General features: G+C 71.3%; 15 protein-coding genes. 8 read left to right on the top strand and 7 right to left on the bottom strand.

Going from position 1 to position 17,507, the window contains the following annotated elements; translation table 11 throughout:
- Nucleotides 1-26: 26 nt before the first annotated feature.
- The 3 genes from OG580_RS09830 to OG580_RS09820 all read right to left on the bottom strand — a co-directional run bounded on the left by OG580_RS09830 (nucleotide 27) and on the right by OG580_RS09820 (nucleotide 1,768).
- Nucleotides 27-698, bottom strand: a complete 672-nt coding sequence (locus OG580_RS09830) for a DUF305 domain-containing protein (RefSeq protein WP_267043264.1) — start codon at nucleotides 696-698, stop codon at nucleotides 27-29.
- Between the two features lie 5 nt (nucleotides 699-703).
- Nucleotides 704-1,351, bottom strand: a complete 648-nt coding sequence (locus OG580_RS09825; RefSeq protein WP_267043263.1) for a DUF3105 domain-containing protein — start codon at nucleotides 1,349-1,351, stop codon at nucleotides 704-706.
- Nucleotides 1,352-1,426: 75 nt separating this feature from the next.
- Nucleotides 1,427-1,768 (bottom strand): hypothetical protein, encoded by a 342-nt coding sequence (locus OG580_RS09820; protein ID WP_267043262.1) that lies wholly within the window; start codon nucleotides 1,766-1,768, stop codon nucleotides 1,427-1,429.
- A 290-nt stretch (nucleotides 1,769-2,058) separates the two neighbouring features.
- Between OG580_RS09820 and OG580_RS09815 the strand changes: the two genes are divergently transcribed.
- The 4 genes from OG580_RS09815 to OG580_RS09800 all read left to right on the top strand — a co-directional run bounded on the left by OG580_RS09815 (nucleotide 2,059) and on the right by OG580_RS09800 (nucleotide 5,798).
- Nucleotides 2,059-3,420, top strand: coding sequence for a glutamine synthetase family protein (locus OG580_RS09815; RefSeq protein WP_015033133.1), 1,362 nt, complete (start codon nucleotides 2,059-2,061; stop codon nucleotides 3,418-3,420).
- 246 nt (nucleotides 3,421-3,666) lie between these two features.
- Entirely contained in the window at nucleotides 3,667-4,473 is an 807-nt protein-coding gene (locus tag OG580_RS09810) for a hypothetical protein (RefSeq protein WP_267043261.1), read from the top strand.
- Between the two features lie 81 nt (nucleotides 4,474-4,554).
- A complete protein-coding gene (locus tag OG580_RS09805; RefSeq protein WP_267043260.1) occupies nucleotides 4,555-5,049 on the top strand; it encodes a GNAT family N-acetyltransferase in 495 nt (164 codons plus the stop codon).
- 35 nt (nucleotides 5,050-5,084) lie between these two features.
- Complete coding sequence (locus tag OG580_RS09800; RefSeq protein ID WP_267043259.1) at nucleotides 5,085-5,798, top strand: histone deacetylase; 714 nt, start codon at nucleotides 5,085-5,087, stop codon at nucleotides 5,796-5,798.
- Here OG580_RS09800 and OG580_RS09795 read toward each other — a convergent pair.
- Both OG580_RS09795 and OG580_RS09790 read right to left on the bottom strand, forming a co-directional pair.
- Complete coding sequence (locus OG580_RS09795; protein ID WP_267043258.1) at nucleotides 5,725-6,156, bottom strand: VOC family protein; 432 nt, start codon at nucleotides 6,154-6,156, stop codon at nucleotides 5,725-5,727. The two genes, OG580_RS09800 and OG580_RS09795, sit on opposite strands and share 74 nt — an antisense overlap.
- A 163-nt stretch (nucleotides 6,157-6,319) precedes the next feature.
- Entirely contained in the window at nucleotides 6,320-8,512 is a 2,193-nt protein-coding gene (locus OG580_RS09790) for a PIG-L family deacetylase (RefSeq protein WP_267043257.1), read from the bottom strand.
- A gap of 283 nt (nucleotides 8,513-8,795) precedes the next feature.
- Here OG580_RS09790 and OG580_RS09785 point away from each other — a divergent pair, with 283 nt between their 5' ends.
- Nucleotides 8,796-11,783 (top strand): bifunctional [glutamine synthetase] adenylyltransferase/[glutamine synthetase]-adenylyl-L-tyrosine phosphorylase, encoded by a 2,988-nt coding sequence (locus tag OG580_RS09785; RefSeq protein ID WP_267043256.1) that lies wholly within the window; start codon nucleotides 8,796-8,798, stop codon nucleotides 11,781-11,783.
- 51 nt (nucleotides 11,784-11,834) lie between these two features.
- On the opposite strand, the gene OG580_RS09780 is transcribed toward OG580_RS09785, so the two are convergent.
- Together OG580_RS09780 and OG580_RS09775 are read right to left on the bottom strand one after the other, a co-directional pair.
- Entirely contained in the window at nucleotides 11,835-12,740 is a 906-nt protein-coding gene (locus tag OG580_RS09780; RefSeq protein ID WP_267043255.1) for a phosphatase PAP2 family protein, read from the bottom strand.
- Between the two features lie 75 nt (nucleotides 12,741-12,815).
- Entirely contained in the window at nucleotides 12,816-13,859 is a 1,044-nt protein-coding gene (locus OG580_RS09775; protein WP_267043254.1) for a LacI family DNA-binding transcriptional regulator, read from the bottom strand.
- Between the two features lie 400 nt (nucleotides 13,860-14,259).
- Here OG580_RS09775 and OG580_RS09770 point away from each other — a divergent pair, with 400 nt between their 5' ends.
- The 3 genes from OG580_RS09770 to OG580_RS09760 are packed head-to-tail and all read left to right on the top strand — an operon-like array spanning nucleotide 14,260 to nucleotide 17,469.
- Nucleotides 14,260-15,537 carry an extracellular solute-binding protein gene (locus tag OG580_RS09770; protein WP_267043253.1) on the top strand — a complete coding sequence of 426 codons (1,278 nt, stop codon included), beginning with the start codon at nucleotides 14,260-14,262 and terminating at the stop codon, nucleotides 15,535-15,537.
- A gap of 49 nt (nucleotides 15,538-15,586) precedes the next feature.
- On the top strand, nucleotides 15,587-16,600 hold the full coding sequence (locus tag OG580_RS09765) for a carbohydrate ABC transporter permease (RefSeq protein ID WP_267043252.1): 1,014 nt from the start codon (nucleotides 15,587-15,589) through the stop codon (nucleotides 16,598-16,600).
- The gene (locus OG580_RS09760) at nucleotides 16,597-17,469 is read left to right on the top strand and encodes a sugar ABC transporter permease (RefSeq protein WP_267043251.1); all 873 of its coding nucleotides are present in this window, start codon (nucleotides 16,597-16,599) and stop codon (nucleotides 17,467-17,469) included. Before OG580_RS09765 ends, OG580_RS09760 begins: the two co-directional genes overlap by 4 nt.
- The last annotated feature ends 38 nt before the right edge of the window (nucleotides 17,470-17,507 follow it).

Here is a 17,507-nt window from a genome sequence, read left to right as displayed (position 1 = left end):
CCGCGCTCCTCCGGTCCCGCGCCGGCTCAGGCACCGCCGCGCTGCTTCAGCATGTCGGCCATCAGCAGGATCTCGGACCGCTGGGCGTCGACCATGCCCTGCGCGAGATCACGCTCGACGCCCGGGGCGCACTTCCGCACACACCCCTCGGCCATGTGGACCCCGCCCTTGTGGTGCTCGGTCATGAGCTTCAGGTACAGGACCTCGGCCTCCCGGCCACTGGCCGCGCGCAGGGCGTCCAGCTGCGCGTTGGTCGCCATGCCGGGCATCAGCGCGCCGTCGAGCGGCCCGCTGTCGCCCGTACCGCCCATGCCCATCCAGGTCATCGGCTCGACACCCGACTCGAACTTGGGCAGCCCCCACATGTCCAGCCAGCCGAGCATCATGCCCCGCTGGTTGGCCTGGGTGTTGGCGATGTCGTACGCGAGCCGGCGGACGGCCTCGTCCCGGGTGCGGTCCCGGACGATGAACGACATCTCGACGGCCTGCTGGTGATGGACGGACATGTCCCGGGCGAAGCCGGCGTCCGCGGAGTCGGATACCGGCGTACGCGGCGCCTCGTCGCGCTCCGCGGAGGCGACCGTCACGGCACCCCCGGCGAAGAGCAGCGCGAGAGCGACGGCGGTGACGGCGGCCCACCGGGTCCGGTTCGGCCCGCGCCGGACGACCGGCGCGAACTCGTCCTCGTCCCCTCCCACCGGGCTCACTTGTCGAGCCCGCCGGTGCAGGCGGCGCCCGGCTCAGGGGTCTGCGGGCCCTGGACGTACTTCGTGAAGAAGGCGTCGATCCGCGGGTCGGAGGCGTTGTCCACGGTCACCTGCTTGCCCCAGGCGGACAGCATGATCGCCCCGGTCTGGTCCTCCACGGGGCTCATCAGCGAGTACGGCGTCTTGCCGACCTTCTCGGACAGCTTCTTCACGTCGGCCTCGGCGGCCTTCTTGCTGTACGTCACCCAGACGGCGCCGTGCTCCAGCGAGTGCACGGCGTTCACGTCGTTGATGGCGTTGGCGTAGACGACGCCGTCGCAGTTCATCCAGACCGGGTGGTGGTCACCGCCGACCGGCGGCTTCATGTCGTACTTCACGGCGGTCTCGACGTGGTTGCGGCCGAGCTTCTTCGCGTCCCAGGACTGCTCGGCCTTGATGGGGGCCTTGGCGGCGGCGTTCTTCGCGTCCTGCTCGTCGGACTTCTTCATCAGCACGAAGGTGCCGAAGCCGACGAGACCCAGGACGACGACCCCGGAGATGCCGATGGTGATCAGACGGTTGCGGCGCTCACGGGCCTGCTCGGCGCGGCGCATCTCCTCTATTCGGGCGCGGCGGTCGGCGGTGGCGGAGCGGTTGGCGGCCATGGTGATGTCGTCCTTCTTCAGGGATGGGGGTGGAGTTCGGAGCGGGACACGCGAGGGCGGGAGGGCCCGCCGCCGCTATGTCCGGAGAACTTGAAGGACGTGCAGGTCGGGCGCGCGCGGCCGGACACCCGAGCGGTACGCGGGACCGTCGCCGGAGGGCGGGTCGAGGCGCGGGAGCCGGCCCTCCGCCTGCAGCGGCGGATCGAGCGGGGGCGCGCTGAGCACCGCGGGGGAGAGGGAGGGGACGAGGGAGCAGCCGCCACGGTCGTACGGACAGATGTACTCGCCCACGACGGCCGTAGCCCGCACGGTGTGCGGCTCCGGACCGGCCTCGTGATGGGCGTCGGGCCCGGGCCCGGCACCCAGACAGACGAAGAGCGCGGCGAGGAGCGTCGCCACGGCACTCACCAGTGCCATGGGACGCGCGTGTCGGAACAGGCGTACGAGCCGCGTGGCCCCCATGGGCGCAGATCGTAGTGGGCGCGGGCCGTCCGTGGGCCGAACGGGGTACCACTTGGTACCGCCGGACAGGCCCTAGCCGTCCCCCCGCCCTCCGAATCGCCCTCCTCGCGTTACCTGCGTCACACCCGAGCAGGCACTATGGGTGTGCAACGTGCGCGAAACCATGTGGTGGGATGCTCAGGTGCCCCCCGATGCATCGGAGGCGGTGGGAGCAGGCGGCCTGACCAGCGAGGATGGGTGTGGAAATGGACAAGCAGCAGGAATTTGTGCTCCGTACGCTTGAGGAGCGCGACATCCGCTTCGTGCGCCTGTGGTTCACCGACGTACTGGGCTTCCTCAAGTCGGTGGCCGTGGCGCCCGCCGAGCTTGAGCAGGCCTTCGACGAGGGCATCGGCTTCGACGGCTCGGCGATCGAGGGTTTCGCCCGCGTATACGAATCGGACATGATCGCCAAGCCGGACCCGGGAACCTTCCAGATCCTGCCGTGGCGCGCCGAGGCCCCGGGCACGGCCCGGATGTTCTGCGACATCCTGATGCCGGACGGCTCGCCGTCCTTCGCGGACCCGCGCTACGTCCTCAAGCGGGCGCTGGCCAAGACCTCCGATCTCGGCTTCACCTTCTACACCCACCCCGAGATCGAGTTCTTCCTCCTCAAGGACAAGCCGCTCGACGGCACGCGGCCCACCCCGGCCGACAACTCGGGCTACTTCGACCACACCCCGCAGAACGTCGGCATGGACTTCCGCCGCCAGGCGATCACGATGCTCGAATCGATGGGCATCTCGGTGGAGTTCTCCCACCACGAGGGCGCGCCGGGCCAGCAGGAGATCGACCTCCGCTACGCGGACGCCCTCTCCACGGCGGACAACATCATGACCTTCCGCCTGGTCATGAAGCAGGTCGCGCTCGAACAGGGCGTCCAGGCCACCTTCATGCCGAAGCCGTTCTCCGACTACCCCGGCTCGGGCATGCACACCCATCTGTCCCTGTTCGAGGGCGACCGGAACGCCTTCTACGAGTCGGGCGCCGAGTACCAGCTCTCCAAGGTGGGCCGCTCCTTCATCGCGGGCCTCCTGAAGCACGCGGGCGAGATCTCCGCCGTCACCAACCAGTGGGTCAACTCCTACAAGCGCATCTGGGGCGGCTCCTCCCGCACGGCCGGCTCGGGCGGCGAGGCCCCCTCGTACATCTGCTGGGGCCACAACAACCGCTCGGCCCTCATCCGCGTCCCCATGTACAAGCCGGGCAAGACGGGCTCGTCCCGCGTCGAGGTCCGCTCCATCGACTCGGGCGCCAACCCCTACCTGACGTACGCGGTCCTCCTCGCGGCCGGCCTCAAGGGCATCGAGGAAGGCTACGAACTCCCGGCGGGCGCCGACGACGACGTCTGGGCCCTCTCCGACGCGGAACGCCGCGCGATGGGCATCGAGCCGCTCCCGCAGAACCTGGGCGAGGCGATCGCCCTGATGGAGAAGAGCGAACTGGTCGCGGAGACCCTCGGCGAGCACGTCTTCGACTTCTTCCTCCGCAACAAGAAGCAGGAGTGGGAGGAGTACCGGAGCGAGGTCACCGCCTTCGAGCTCCGCAAGAACCTCCCGGTGCTGTAACCCCAGCTCGGAGCGGTCAAGGCCCGGAAACCACGATCAGGGCCGACGGCACTCAGCCGCCGGCCCTGAGTCGTCTCACCCGCGATCTGTCGGACACGCCCTGGGCCGTCTGCGGGCCGTCCGACGTCGAACCGGGGCCCGCGTACATGTCGTCCACGCGGTGGCAGGGGTGACTTCCGAGGCGGCCTGCCTCCGGTCCGGTGTTGCGCGCTGACATGACGCGGTCCGGTCGACCAGAGTCGGGGCATGGTGCAGAACCTTGTCGCCGTCTTCAGCCTCCTGACCGGCCTGGTGGGATTGACCCTGAGCTACGCGGCTCACCGGCAGAAGGTCCGGGAGGGGAGACAGGAGTCCGCTCTCCGCGCGGAGGAACTGCGGAGGTTCCAGCGCGATCGGGAGCAGGAGCGGCTGCTGCACGAGCGGGAACAGAGCGCCCAGCGACAACGAGAGCGGCATCAGGCCTCCCTGATCAGCGCGCATATCGCGCTCCTGCCGTCATCTCTGCACGACAGCTGGGTCGTCCCGAAGGCCGTGATTCGGAACGGGTCCAACCAGCCGGTCCGGGACGTGCGTGTGTCCTTCCGCGGTGAGGTGATCGGCGCATGGACCCTTCTCGGCACCGGCGAGGGCACCGCCCCTCTGCCACCCACGCAGATCCGGGACGAGCACTCCGACCGGCTGCGCGATCTCGCCGTAGAGTTCACGGACGTCACCGGGATCCGTTGGCGCCGCGAAGGCTACGGTGTCCTGCGACGCGCCCGGCAGGGCGTCGGCGACCCGGAGACCTCGGGCGAATGGGAGGCCGGGGAGCCCCCCGACGTCGAAAGGGCCGAGCAGCCCCTGGGCCCGCCCTCGGGACCGCTCGTGGGTGGGCCCGTGGGCGAGAGCGTCGGTGGGAGCCCGGGGGCGGACGCGCCCTGGCCGCAGTCCCCCGGAGGCTCGGCCTCCGCCGGGACGACGGGACGGCGACGCACCGGATTCCTCTGGCCGGCGGCCGTGTCGGTATCCGTGCTCCTCATCGCAGGAGGCGTCTGGTGGCTCCTCCGTCTCTAGAGGGCGTGCGACGCGTGGGTCGAGGAACGACCCGTCGGAAATGTGTTGCCCGGGGGGCAAAGGGCCACTCACACTGCCTCCGTGAAGATCCCCTCCGTCGCCACCGAGCGGCTCCTGTTGCATCCGTTGAGCGTGGGCGAGGCCGAGCGCATCGCCGCCGGGGAGGCCGAGCCGGGGGACCGGTGGGGCGAGGGGTACCCCGAGCGTGGGGACGTCATCGCGGTGACCGGGTTCCTGCGGGGGTGGGCGGAGCGGGGCGATCCCGGCGTGTTCGGTGCCTACCAGATACGGCTCCTGGACAGTGGCGCCGCCGTCGGCGGGATCGGGTTCCACGGGCCGCCGGACGAGCTGGGCGTCGCGACGGTCGGGTACGGGCTCGTGCCCGTGGCACGCGGGAAGGGGTACGCCTCCGAGGCCCTGCGCGCCCTCGTCGAGCTGGCCCGGCAGGCCGGCGCCGAGGGCCTGAAGGGGGACGCCAACCTCGACAACCCGGCCTCCCACCGCGTGATGGAGGCCGCGGGGATGCGGCGCGTCGCGGAGGACGAGCAGCTCGTCCACTTCTTCCTCGGGTTCTGAACTTCCTGGGGTTCTGACCGCTACCGTCTGACGGTATGTCGGGAGAATCCCCTCGTGTCTGGTACGCCGCCTACGGGACCAACACCCGTGCCGAGCGCCTCGGGTACTACCTCGCCGGCGGCCGGCCGCCCGGGGCCGCGCGGGAGTTCCCCGGGTGCCGGGACCCGCGTGCGCCCGAGCGGTCGGTGGCGCTCGTGCTGCCCGGGCGGGTGTACTTCGCGACCGAGTCGCCCGTGTGGGGCGGCGGCCGGGCCTTCTACGACCCGGCCGCGGACGGCACCGCCTGGGGCGTCGCGCATCTGCTGACCGTCGGGCAGTTCTCCGACATCGCCGCGCAGGAGATGTACCGCGAGCCGGGCGATGACCTCGATCCGGCCGAGGCGCTCGCCACCGGGCGCTGCTCGTTCGGGCCGGGGCGGTACGAGACCCTCGTCTGCCCCGGTGTCCTCGACGACGGCGACATCGACGGTCTGCCGGTGCTCACGTTCACCGCGCCGTGGCCGATGCCGGAGGAGGGCGGTGCCGGTGGGCTGCGGCCGCCGTCCGCCGCGTACCTCCGGCAGGTGGCCGCCGGGCTGTACGGGGCCGGGGCCTGGCGGCCCGCCGAGGTCGCCGCCTATCTCGCCGGCTGCCCCGGCGCGGCCGGGCACTGGACGCCGGAGGCCGTGGCCGCCCTCAGCGTTCCGACAGCTCCGACGGGGCCTCCTGGACCACCCAGCCGTTGCCGTCCGGATCCTCGAAGGTCATGAACGAGTTCCAGGTGTCGCCCTTCCCGTCCTCCCAGCCCGTCGCGCCGACGTGCATCACGGGCGAGACGTCGACCCCCCGGTCGACCAGCTCCGTCCTGGCCGCCTCGATGTCCGTGACGCAGACCTGGAGGCCGTGCAGGGTGCCGGGGGCCATCTCCTTCGTGCCAGGCATCGGCGGCATGCCGCTCAGCAGGGCGACCGAACAGCGTGAGCCGGGCGGGGTCGCCTGGATGATCCGCACGCCCGGCGCCACCTCGCTGTCCAGGTCGATCGTGAAGCCGCACTTCTCGCCGTAGAACTTCTTGGCCCGGTCCATGTCGGTGACGGGGACGGGGACGACTTCCAGTGTCCAGTTCACACGTACTCCTCAGGGTCCTCGGGAACGCCGGTGGGTCCGGCCGGACGGCTCGCCCGTGGCGAAGCCGAAGACCGTACGGGGCGCGACCGCGAACACCAGGGCCGTACCACCGTCGCCTACGAACACCCCGTCCCGCACCTCGAACCGCCATTCCGGGCCGAACTCATCGGTGCGCGGGCGTCCAGTGCAGTCGGCCGTCCAGCCCGATCGCCGCGACCCCGTCCGTGCCCGCGTCCGGCGCTCCGGAGAAGAGGAAGCTCTCCAGGGTCCACACCGGTCGCGTCCCGCCCCGCCCCAGTGGGGCCGTCGCCAGGACGCCGGTACGGGAGCGGACCGCGAGCAGGCCCTCGCCGCCGGCCGAGGCACTGTCCGCGGACCTGCCCGCGGACCTGCCCGTGGACCTGTCCGCAGACCTGCCCGTGGACGCGCCCGTGGACCCGCCCGCCGAACCGCCGCCGGACCCGCCGGCCGGTCCGCTCACCGGGCCGAAGCCCGCCACACCGCCGGCCAGCTCCCGCATCGGCGAGACCAGACCCGAGCCCGAGAAGTCGACGTTCCGCAGGTCGCCCGAGGCCGGCTTGCGGAACCAGAGCCGTACGCCCTCGCCGCCCGGCGCCGGGCTCGCGCTCAGCGCCAGCGTCGTCGGCGGCAGCCCCGTCCGCTCCGGACCCGTCAGCGGGCCGCCGGGACGCTGCGCCGCCCACGCCAGAACGGTGTCCGGGGTGCTCGCGAAGACGTACCCGCGGCCCGTCGCGTCCGTCGCCGCCACCGGGTCGCCGTACACGTCCGCGCCGCCCAGCGTCCGCCACGGCCCCCAGTCGCCGTCCGCCCGCTGCTCGCGCGCCGCGAGCCGGTGCGCGCTGTCCCGCAGGACCAGCGTCGCGCGCCCGTCGAGGCCGACGGTCACGGCGGGCGCGCTGATGTCGGAGGTGCCCCCGGCGTCGTCCCGCTCGGGCGTGCCGAGCGAGCGCCACGGACCGAAGGAGCCGTCCGTCGCCGACTGCTCGGTGCTCACCACCTCGCGCCGGTAGGCCGAGGGGCCGCCGTCGAGCGTCGTCCGGGTGCCGAAGACCGCGATCCGGCCGTCCGGGAGGAGGGCGGAGGTGACGCCGCTGTCCAGGCCGCCGCCGGGCAGCAGCACCGGCCCCCGCCAGGCCGTCGAGCCCGGCGCCTGCCGCCAGGTCGCGAGGCGCCCGTCGAGGACGGAGAAGGCGTGCAGCCCGCCGTCGCGGTCGCGCTGTACCCAGGAGGTGGAGGTGCCCCGGGCGTACCGGACGGTCTGCGTCCAGCCCCGGCCGGCGGGCCGTGCGGCCACCTTCAGGTCGCCGCAGCCCGCGGCGGTCCCGCAGTCGTTGACCCCGTCCAGCCACGCGTACGTCTTGAGGGTCTTCAGCTTCGCGTCCGCCGTCTCGGGGTCGAGCGTGTGCGGCAGGACGCTGGTCGGGTACCCGAGGTAGTTCTGCACGCCGACGTGCGGGTGTCCGGGGACGGCCGCGTACCGGGCGAGCGCGGCCTGGGTGAACCGCGCCCCGTACAGGTGGTCCTGATGGTCCCGGACGTGTCCCGTGTCCGGGTACGTGCCGGGGGTCGGGTCCTGCATCCGTACGAAGGTCGGCCGGAAGCGCTCCAGGAGCCCGGCGACCGTCGCGACGACCTGGTCCTTGGTGTACGTGAAGTCCGCCGCGACCGGGGTGCCGGCGGCGCGCTGGGAGGCGAGCGCGGAGATCCGGCCGTGCCACAGGCCGTTCAGGCTCTCGGGGCGGTCGCCGGTGGTCGACCCGGCCTCGCGTATCTGCAGCCACACCAGCTTCACCTGGGGCTTCGCCCGCAAGGTGTCCATCTCGGCGGTCGCGCCGCCCGCCGTGGGGATCGCGACCCGGTCCCAGGGGCTGGTGCGGCTGCCGGTGGCCATCTCGGCGTACGCGGCGCGGATGCCGTTCTGCCGGGCCTCGGCGTACCCCGCCTTGTCGGGCTCGGCGCCCGCGGCGTCGCGCGGGCGGGCGTTGACGCCGTCCGACTCGCCGGAGGTGAGGTAGACGGAGGTCAGGGGGTCGCCGGAGCGTATGGACTGGGAGATGTCCGGGTTCATGAAGAACAGGTCGTCGTCCGGGTGCGCCACGATCTGCACCACGGACGCCCCGGGGGCGTCGGCGCTCGGCGGCTCGACCGCGGGCGCCTTCGACGGCGTCCCCGAGGGCGCCGGCTTCCGCACCGGAGTCGCCGCCGGGGCCTGTGGCGCCGTCGTCACCGACAGCAGCCCGGCGAAGGTGCCGCCGACCAGGACGGCCGTCACCGCCGTCGAGACGACCCTGCGGCGGGAGGGGGCGGCGGGGCGGCGGGGAAGACGGACGGGCATCGGTGAGGGCGCGCTTTCACGGAGGGACGACGGACGGAGGTCAGGAGAAGGACGGACGGGCCGTGCGGGCGGACGGACGGGCGTGCGAGGGCACGGACAACAAGACGGACTTTCAAGAAATACGGTTTATCGGCCCCGAAAAGGGATCAATGTGCGAGACATCACGTGTGATCCGCTTCGATCCGAAGGCCTGAACACCCGCGCCCCGCACTCCGGATAGGCTCGATCTCCCTGGTCCGGCTCTGGGAGGCCCGGGGTGGACCAGCCTGGAGGGAGCGGTCGGATGACGGTGCCGGGACGCAGGAGCAGTACGTTCTCACGACTGCTGCGGCACGGGTTCACCGATCCCTCGGGAGCCGAGCGGCTGCTCGACGTGCCCGAGCTCGCCACCCTCCGCGACGACGCCGTCCTCCTCGACGCCCTCGGCGCCACCGCCGACCCGGACCTCGCCCTCCGCGGCCTGGTCCGCCTGGTCGAGGCCCAGCCGGAGACCGAGCGGCAGACCCTCACCGCCACCCTCCTCTCCGCCAAGCCCTTCCGGGACCGGCTCCTCGGGGTGCTCGGCGCCTCCGAGGCGCTCGCCGACCACCTGGCCCGGCACCATCGCGACTGGGAGACCCTCGTCACGTACGAGGCGGCGGACCTGCACCCCGGGGTCGCCGAGTTCGAGCGGGGGCTCGCCGAGGCCACCGACGCCGTCTCGCTGCGGGTCGCCTACCGCCGCTGCCTGCTCGCCATAGCGGCCCGTGACGTGTGCGGCACCACCGACGTGGCCCAGACCGCCGCCGAGCTCGCCGACCTGGCGACGGCGACCCTGCGCGCCGCCCTCGCCATCGCCCGTACCTCCGAGCCCGCCGACGCCGCCCAGTGCCGGCTCGCCGTGATCGCGATGGGCAAGTGCGGCGGCCACGAGCTCAACTACGTCTCCGACGTGGACGTGATCTTCGTCGGCGAACCCGTCGAGGGCGCCGACGAGGGGAAGGCGCTCCAGGCGGCGACCCGGCTCGCCTCGCACCTCATGCGGATCTGCTCCGAGACCAACATCGAGGGCACGATCTGGCCGGTCGACGCCAACCTCCGCCCCGAGGGCCGCAACGGCCCCCTCGTCCGCACCCTCTCCTCCCACCTCGCCTACTACCAGCGCTGGGCGAAGACCTGGGAGTTCCAGGCCCTCCTGAAGGCGCGCGCGGTCGCGGGCGACCCGGAACTCGGCGCGCAGTACATCGACGCCGTCTCGCCGCTCGTCTGGCAGGCCGCGGAGCGCGAGAACTTCGTCCCCGACGTGCAGAAGATGCGCCGCCGGGTCGTCGACAACATCCCCGCCGCCCAGGTCGAGCGCGAGCTCAAGCTCGGCCCCGGCGGACTGCGGGACGTCGAGTTCGCCGTCCAGCTCCTCCAGCTCGTGCACGGGCGCAGCGACGCCGGCCTGCACAGCGGTACGACGCTGGACGCGCTCGCCGCCCTCGCCGCCGGCGGCTACGTCGGCCGGGCCGACGCGGCCCAGCTCGACGACGCGTACCGCTTCCTGCGCGCCATGGAGCACCGCATCCAGCTGTACCGGCTGCGCCGCACCCACCTCGTCCCCGAGGACGAGGCCGACCTGCGCCGCCTCGGCCGTTCCCTCGGCCTGCGCACCGACCCGGTCACCGCGCTCAACAAGGAGTGGAAGCGGCACGCCGCCGTCGTCCGCCGGCTGCACGAGAAGCTCTTCTACCGGCCGCTGCTCGACGCGGTCGCCCAGCTCGCGCCCGGTGAGATCCGGCTCAGCCCGAAGGCGGCCGGCCAGCGCCTCGAAGCCCTCGGCTACCAGGACCCCGTCGCCGCCCTGCGCCACCTGGAGGCGCTCTCCGCCGGGGTGAGCCGCAAGGCCGCGATCCAGCGGACGCTGCTCCCGGTGCTGCTCGGCTGGTTCGCCGACTCGGCCGACCCGGACGCCGGCCTCCTCGGCTTCCGCAAGGTCTCGGACGCGCTCGGCAAGACCCCCTGGTACCTCCGCCTCCTCCGCGACGAGGGCGCCGCCGCCGAGAACCTCGCCCGGGTGCTCTCCGCCGGACGCCTCGCCCCCGACCTGCTGCTCCGCGCCCCCGAGGCGGTCGCGATCCTCGGCGACCCGGAGGGGCTGAAGCCGCGCGGCCGGGACCACCTGGAGCAGGAGGTCCTGGCGGCGGTGGGCCGCGCGGACGACGCCGAGCAGGCCGTCGCGGCGGCCCGCGGGGTGCGCCGCAGGGAGCTGTTCCGTACCGCCGCGGCCGATCTCATCGGCTCGTACGGCACCGAGGACAACCCCCGCGAGCCCGACCCCGGCGCGCTGGTCGACCGGGTGGGGGAGGCCGTCACCGACCTCAACGCGGCGACGATCGCCGGCGCCCTGCGGGCCGTCGTGCGCGCCGGGTGGGGCGACACGCTCCCGACCCGCTTCGCGGTCATCGGCGTGGGCCGCTTCGGCGGACACGAGCTGGGGTACGGCTCCGACGCCGACGTGCTGTTCGTCCACGAGCCGCGCGAGGGCGTCGACGACCAGGAGGCGTCGAGGGCCGCGAACCAGGTCGTCGCCGAGATGCGTCGACTCCTCCAGCTGCCGACGGCCGACCCGCCGCTGCTGATCGACGCGGACCTCAGGCCGGAGGGCAAGAGCGGCCCCCTGGTCCGCACCCTGAAGTCGTACGAGGCCTACTACCGCCGCTGGTCGCTCGTCTGGGAGAGCCAGGCCCTGCTCCGCGCCGAGCCCATGGCGGGCGATCGGGAGCTGGCGGACCGGTTCATCGAACTCGTCGACCCGCTGCGCTATCCCGCCGAGGGTCTGGGCGAGGACGCGGTCCGCGAGATCCGCCGGCTCAAGGCCCGCATGGAGTCGGAACGGCTGCCGCGCGGCGCCGACCCGACGCTCCACGCCAAGCTGGGGCGCGGCGGCCTGAGCGACGTCGAGTGGACGATCCAGCTCCTCCAGATGCGGCACGGCTGGGTGGAACCGGGGCTGCGGACGACCCGTACCCGCGAGGCGCTCGCCGCCGCGCACGCGGCGGACCTCATCCCGGCGGACGAGGCGCAGATCCTGGACGAGGCCTGGGTGCTCGCCACCCGCGTCCGCAACGCGGTGATGCTGGTCCGTGGCCGGGCCGGTGACACCTTCCCCTCGGATCCGCGCGAGCTCGCGGCGGTGGGACGGTACCTGGGGTACGGCCCCGGTCACGCCGGGGAGCTGGTCGACGACTACCGCCGCATCACCCGCCGGGCCAGGGCCGTCGTCGAGGAGCTGTTCTACGGGGCGTAGGCCTCGCCCCGGCGGGCGAGGCCGGGCGGGCCCCGCCCCCGACCGGCTGGTCTACCTGGTGGAGCCGACCGGGCGCTCGGCGTCCGCCTTGTCCGCGTCCTCAGGCGAGGGGCGCGGACCGCCCCGGGCCACGGTCACGGCCGGGTCCACCAGCTTGGGCAGCCGGTGCGGCCGGGAGCCGTACCAGAAGTACGAGACGAGGAAGCCGAAGGCCAGGCAGATCATGCCGCCGACCGCGTCCAGCCAGAAGTGGTTGGCGGTCGCGACGATCACGACGAGGGTGACCGTCGGGTAGAGCAGGCCCAGGATCTTCGCCCAGGGCGCCTTGGCCAGCAGGAAGATCGTCACGCCGCACCAGAGGGACCAGCCGATGTGCATCGACGGCATCGCCGCGTACTGGTTCGACACGTGCTTGAGGTTGCCCGAGGCCATCGAGCCCCAGGTCTCGTGGACGAGGACCGTGTCGATGAAGTTCTGGCTGGTCATGAGCCGCGGCGGCGCGAGCGGGTACAGGTAGTAACCGACCAGGGCCACCGCGGTGGTGGCGAACAGGACCGTACGGAACGCCGCGTAACGGCCCGGGTGCCATCGGTACAGCCACACGAGCACACCGATGGTCACGATGAAGTGCAGCGTGGCGTAGTAGTAGTTCATCGAGACGATCAACCAGGTCACCGAGTTCACGGCGTGGTTGACGGCGTGCTCGAAGGCGAGGCCGAGGGACTGCTCGGTCTGCCAGATCCAGTCCGCGTTCTTGAACGCCTGGGCCTTCTGCTCCGGCACCGCGTTGCGGATGAGCGAGTACGTCCAGTAGCTCACCGCGATGAGCAGGATCTCGAACCAGATCGTGGGCCGCCGCGGCGCGCGCGCACGGAGGCGCGACCACCTGCCGTCGGCCACGATGGGTGACGACGGGGTCGTCCGGTCGTCCAAACTCTTCACGGTCGTTTCACCCATAGGCAGAGAGTTTGCCAGATCCCGTCCCCCCGACCGATCATCCCTCGGTCGGGTACCGCGCGCACCCGCTCCCCCTCAAGAAGGAGGCGTCTCCCTCGGGAGGGGGACGGGAGCCGACGCGGTGGAACCGCGAACGACCAGCTCAGGCATGAAGACGAACTCGGAATGCGGGGCCGGGGTGCCCCCGACCTCTTCGAGCAGCGCACGGACCGCGGCCTGCCCCATCGCCTGCACGGGCTGGCGGATGGTGGTCAGCGGCGGATCCGTGAACGCTATGAGCGGAGAGTCGTCGAAGCCGACGACGGAGACGTCACGGGGCACGTCGAGCCCCTGCTGACGGGCCGCGCGGATCGCGCCGAGCGCCATCATGTCGCTCGCGCACACGACGGCCGTGCAGCCGCGGGAGATCAGCGCCCCGGCAGCCGCCTGACCGCCCTCCAGGGTGTAGAGGGAGTGCTGGATCAGGGCCTCGGACTCCTCGGGGCCGAGGCCGAGCCGCTCCTCCATGCCCTTCTGGAAGCCCTCGATCTTGCGGAGCACCGGGACGAAGCGCTTGGGGCCGACGGCGAGCCCGATCCGGGTGTGGCCGAGCGCCGTGAGGTGCGTCACCGCGAGCCGCATCGCCGCCCGGTCGTCGGGCGACACGAAGGGCGCCTGGACCTTGGGGGAGAAGCCGTTGAGGAGGACGTACGGGACGCCCTTGCCGCGCAGCTGGTCGTAGCGCGTCATGTCGGCGGTGGTGTCGGCGTGCAGTCCGGAGACGAAGATGATGCCGGCCACCCCCCGCTCCACCAGCATGTCGGTGAGCTCGTCCTCGGTGGACCCGCCGGGGGTCTGGGTGGCGAGGACCGGCGTGTACCCCTGCCGGGTCAGGGCCTGCCCGATGACCTGCGCGAGCGCGGGGAAGATCGGGTTGTCCAGTTCGGGGGTGATGAGGCCGACGAGTCCCGCGCTGCGTTGACGCAGTCGTACGGGGCGCTCGTAGCCGAGCACGTCGAGTGCGGCAAGCACGGATTCACGGGTGGCGGTGGCCACACCGGGCTTGCCGTTGAGCACGCGGCTGACTGTGGCTTCACTGACCCCCGCCTGGGCTGCGATGTCGGCAAGCCGCGCGGTCATGAGGATGGACTGTACCGGTCACAGCGCGTATTGCCCACCGAACGCACTTCGGAGCCCCTCCAGGTGGTTCCGCAAGGGCGCCGCAAGGTGCCGCGCAAGATTTTGAGGCACGTCGCAAGGTCTTGCAGGGCTTGCGAGGGGGTTTACGTGGGACTCCCGAGTCCCTCTGGGGCCGTTCTGTCCCGAAGAGGCCTGCTCCGGCCCCTGTCAACCGACCCTTCGGCAACCTTCGGGACACGCGGATGTAACGATCCCCCGGTCTTGCAGAAATTTCACGCAAGCTCTTTCGGCTCGTTTTCATCCCTGTTACGTTCCTGCCAACCCGGAGCGCCGCGAGGGAGCGGTCGCAATGAGGAAGGTTCCAGCCCCTCGTCTCCCCGGGATCACTGAAGGAGTTCACATGCGGCGTGGCATAGCGACCACCGCGCTGGTCGCGGCCCTGGGCGTGACCCTGGCGGCGTGCGGTAGCGACAGCGGTTCCAACGGTGGTGGCTCGAAGGGCTCCGGCGAGCTCTCCGGCACCGTGACCTGGTGGGACACCTCCACGGTCGGCTCCGAGGACAAGGTCTTCAAGAAGGTCGCCGAGGACTTCAAGAAGAAGCACCCCAAGGTCACGGTCAAGTACGTGAACGTGCCCTTCGGTGAGGCGCAGAACAAGTTCAAGAACGCGGCGCAGTCCGGCTCCGGCGCCCCCGACGTCATCCGCTCCGAGGTCGCCTGGACCCCCGAGTTCGCGGACCTCGGCTACCTCGCCCCCCTCGACGGCACCCCGGCCCTCAAGGACGCGGACGACTTCCTGAAGCAGGCCTCGGCCTCCACCCAGTACAAGGGCAAGACCTACGGCGTCCCGCAGGTCATCGACTCCATGGGCATCTTCTACAACAAGAAGATCTTCAAGGAGGCCGGCGTCGAGGTCCCCAAGACCATCGACGAGCTCAAGAGCGTCTCCGCCAAGATCAAGCAGAAGACCGGCAAGACCGGCCTGTACCTGCGCGGCGACGACGCGTACTGGTTCCTCTCCTTCCTGTACGGCGAGGGCGGCAACCTCGTCGACGCCGAGAACAAGACGGTCACCGTCGACAACGAGGCCGGCGTGAAGGGCTTCAAGGTCGTCAAGGACCTCGTCGACTCCGGCGCGGCCAAGACCGACGCGACCGACGGCTGGAACAACATGCAGACCGCCTTCAAGGAAGGCAAGGTCGCCATGATGATCAACGGCCCGTGGGCCGTCGCCGACACCTACGCCGGCAAGGAGTTCGCGGACAAGGCCAACCTGGGCATCGCCCCGGTCCCGGCCGGTTCCGCCGGCCAGGGCGCCCCGCAGGGCGGTCACAACCTCGCCGTCTACGCGGGCTCCAAGAACCTCGACGCCTCCTACGCCTTCGCCGAGTACATGACCTCGGCCGAGACCCAGGCGACCGTCGCGAAGGAGCTCAGCCTCCTCCCGACCCGTGAGTCCGTCTACATCAAGCCGGACGTCGCGACCAACGAGATGATCACGTTCTTCAAGCCGGTCGTCGACAAGGCCGTCGAGCGCCCCTGGATTCCGGAGACCGGCAGCCTCTTCGCGCCGCTCGTCACCGAGTACACCAAGGTCCTCACCGGTCAGACCACCCCGGAAAAGGGTGCCAAGACGACGGGTGACGCCTACCGCAAGCTCCTGAAGGACTGGAAGTAGCAGGAAAACGCAGGAAGACGCAGGAAGAAGAAGGAAGGCAGGCCGGCTGATGGCTGTGGACACCCCCAGCCAGTCGGTGGCGAAGGCCGCGGGCGACAGTGTCGCCCGCGGCCGGAGCCGCGGAACTGGTAAGTCCCGGCGCGCTGCGAAGCGCTCACTCTCCACCCACTGGTACGCCTGGGCGATGGTCGCCCCGGTGACCGTCGTGATCGCCGTGATCATCGGCTACCCGCTGATCCGCGGCATCTACCTGTCGCTGACCGACGCCAACGAGCGGAACGTCGCGCGGTCCATCGGCGTCAACGAGATCCCGGCCACCTACGAGTTCGTCGGCCTGGACAACTACGCCGACGCCCTCACCGGCGGCCAGTTCCTCTCCACCCTGGGCTGGACCCTGGTGTGGACGGTGTCCTGCGTCGCGCTGACCTTCGCCCTCGGTCTCGGCCTCGCCAACATCCTCAACCGCAAGATCGCCGGCCGCTCCTTCTACCGGCTGCTGCTGATCCTGCCCTGGGCCGTGCCCGGCTTCGTCTCCGTCTTCGCCTGGCGCTTCCTCTACAACCAGGACAACGGCCTGCTCAACAAGGTCCTCGCCGGCGGCGGCATAGACGCCGTGCCGTGGCTCAACGACCCGATGTGGGCCAAGGTCTCCGTCATCGCGACCAACGTCTGGCTCGGCGTCCCGTTCATGATGGTCGCCCTCCTCGGCGGGCTCCAGTCCATCCCCGGCGAGATGTACGAGGCCGCCGAGATGGACGGCGCCAACGCCTGGCAGCGCTTCCGGCACATCACCATGCCCGGGCTCCGCTCGGTCTCGACGACGGTGATCCTGCTCTCCACCATCTGGACCTTCAACATGTTCCCGGTGATCTTCCTGCTCACCCGGGGCGGGCCCGGCGAGGCCACCCAGATCCTCGTCACCCAGGCCTACAAGTTCTCCTTCGAGGTCAGTCCGCGCGACTTCGCCCAGTCGTCCACCTGGGGCGTCCTCATCCTGGTCCTCCTGATGCTCTTCGCCGCGGTCTACCGGCGAGTCCTCCGCAAGCAGGGAGAAGTCTGGTGACCACCACGACCCCCAACCCCCAGGCCGTGACCAACCCCCCGCTGCGCGGCCGCCGCTCGCCGCTCGCCTCGGTCGCCCTGCACGTCACGCTGATCGTGGCCGCCGTGATCGCCGTCTTCCCGGTGCTGTGGGTACTCCTGACCTCCCTCAAGCCCGCCAAGTACGCGATCACCACGGACTTCTTCAAGGAGACGACGCTCGAGAACTACACGAACCTGCTGCGGGACACCCCGTTCCTCACCTGGTTCGGCAACTCGCTGCTCGTCGCCGCCCTCACCACCGTCGTCGGCGTCTTCATCGCCGCCACCACGGGCTACGCCGTCAGCCGCTTCCGCTTCCCCGGCAAGCGCGGACTGATGTGGACCCTGCTCATCACGCAGATGTTCCCGGTCGCCGTCCTCATCGTGCCGATCTACAACATCATGTCGTCGATGGGCCTCCTCAACGAGCCGGCCGGCCTGGTCATCACCTACCTGACCATCGCCGTCCCGTTCTGCGCCTGGATGATGAAGGGCTTCTTCGACACCATCCCGCGCGAGATCGACGAGTCCGGCCACGTCGACGGCCTCACCCCGTTCGGCACCTTCTGGCGGCTCATCCTGCCGCTCGCCAAGCCGGGCATCGCGGTCACCGCCTTCTACTCCTTCATCACCGCCTGGGGCGAGGTCGCCTACGCCTCCGCCTTCATGGTCGGCGACGAGAACCTCACGCTCGCCGGCGGACTCCAGAAGTTCGTCAACCAGTACGGCGCCCAGTGGGGCCCGATGGCCGCGGCCTCCGTGCTCATCGCCGTCCCCGCCGCCCTGGTGTTCCTCCTCGCCCAGCGACACCTGGTCACCGGCATGTCCGCCGGTGCCGTCAAGGGCTAGGTGTGTCCCGCGGCCTGTCCGGCCCCGACCCGCCGGAC

The organism is Streptomyces sp. NBC_00094, from assembly GCF_026343125.1.
GTDB lineage: Bacteria > Actinomycetota > Actinomycetes > Streptomycetales > Streptomycetaceae > Streptomyces.
Note: the sequence above shows the minus strand (reverse complement) of the source record. Positions and strands in the feature narration are given on the sequence as shown.

Bases quoted from the DNA above. Each gene is read 5' to 3' on its own strand.
- OG580_RS09800 (WP_267043259.1), top strand. From the start codon at position 5,085: ATGTCGGGAGAATCCCCTCGTGTCTGGTACGCCGCCTACGGGACCAAC.
- OG580_RS09785 (WP_267043256.1), top strand. From the start codon at position 8,796: ATGACGGTGCCGGGACGCAGGAGCAGTACGTTCTCACGACTGCTGCGG.
- OG580_RS09815 (WP_015033133.1), top strand. From the start codon at position 2,059: ATGGACAAGCAGCAGGAATTTGTGCTCCGTACGCTTGAGGAGCGCGAC.
- OG580_RS09765 (WP_267043252.1), top strand. From the start codon at position 15,587: ATGGCTGTGGACACCCCCAGCCAGTCGGTGGCGAAGGCCGCGGGCGAC.
- OG580_RS09820 (WP_267043262.1), bottom strand. From the start codon at position 1,768: ATGGCACTGGTGAGTGCCGTGGCGACGCTCCTCGCCGCGCTCTTCGTC.
- OG580_RS09780 (WP_267043255.1), bottom strand. From the start codon at position 12,740: ATGGGTGAAACGACCGTGAAGAGTTTGGACGACCGGACGACCCCGTCG.
- OG580_RS09775 (WP_267043254.1), bottom strand. From the start codon at position 13,859: ATGACCGCGCGGCTTGCCGACATCGCAGCCCAGGCGGGGGTCAGTGAA.
- OG580_RS09770 (WP_267043253.1), top strand. From the start codon at position 14,260: ATGCGGCGTGGCATAGCGACCACCGCGCTGGTCGCGGCCCTGGGCGTG.
- OG580_RS09790 (WP_267043257.1), bottom strand. From the start codon at position 8,512: ATGCCCGTCCGTCTTCCCCGCCGCCCCGCCGCCCCCTCCCGCCGCAGG.
- OG580_RS09810 (WP_267043261.1), top strand. From the start codon at position 3,667: ATGGTGCAGAACCTTGTCGCCGTCTTCAGCCTCCTGACCGGCCTGGTG.
- OG580_RS09825 (WP_267043263.1), bottom strand. From the start codon at position 1,351: ATGGCCGCCAACCGCTCCGCCACCGCCGACCGCCGCGCCCGAATAGAG.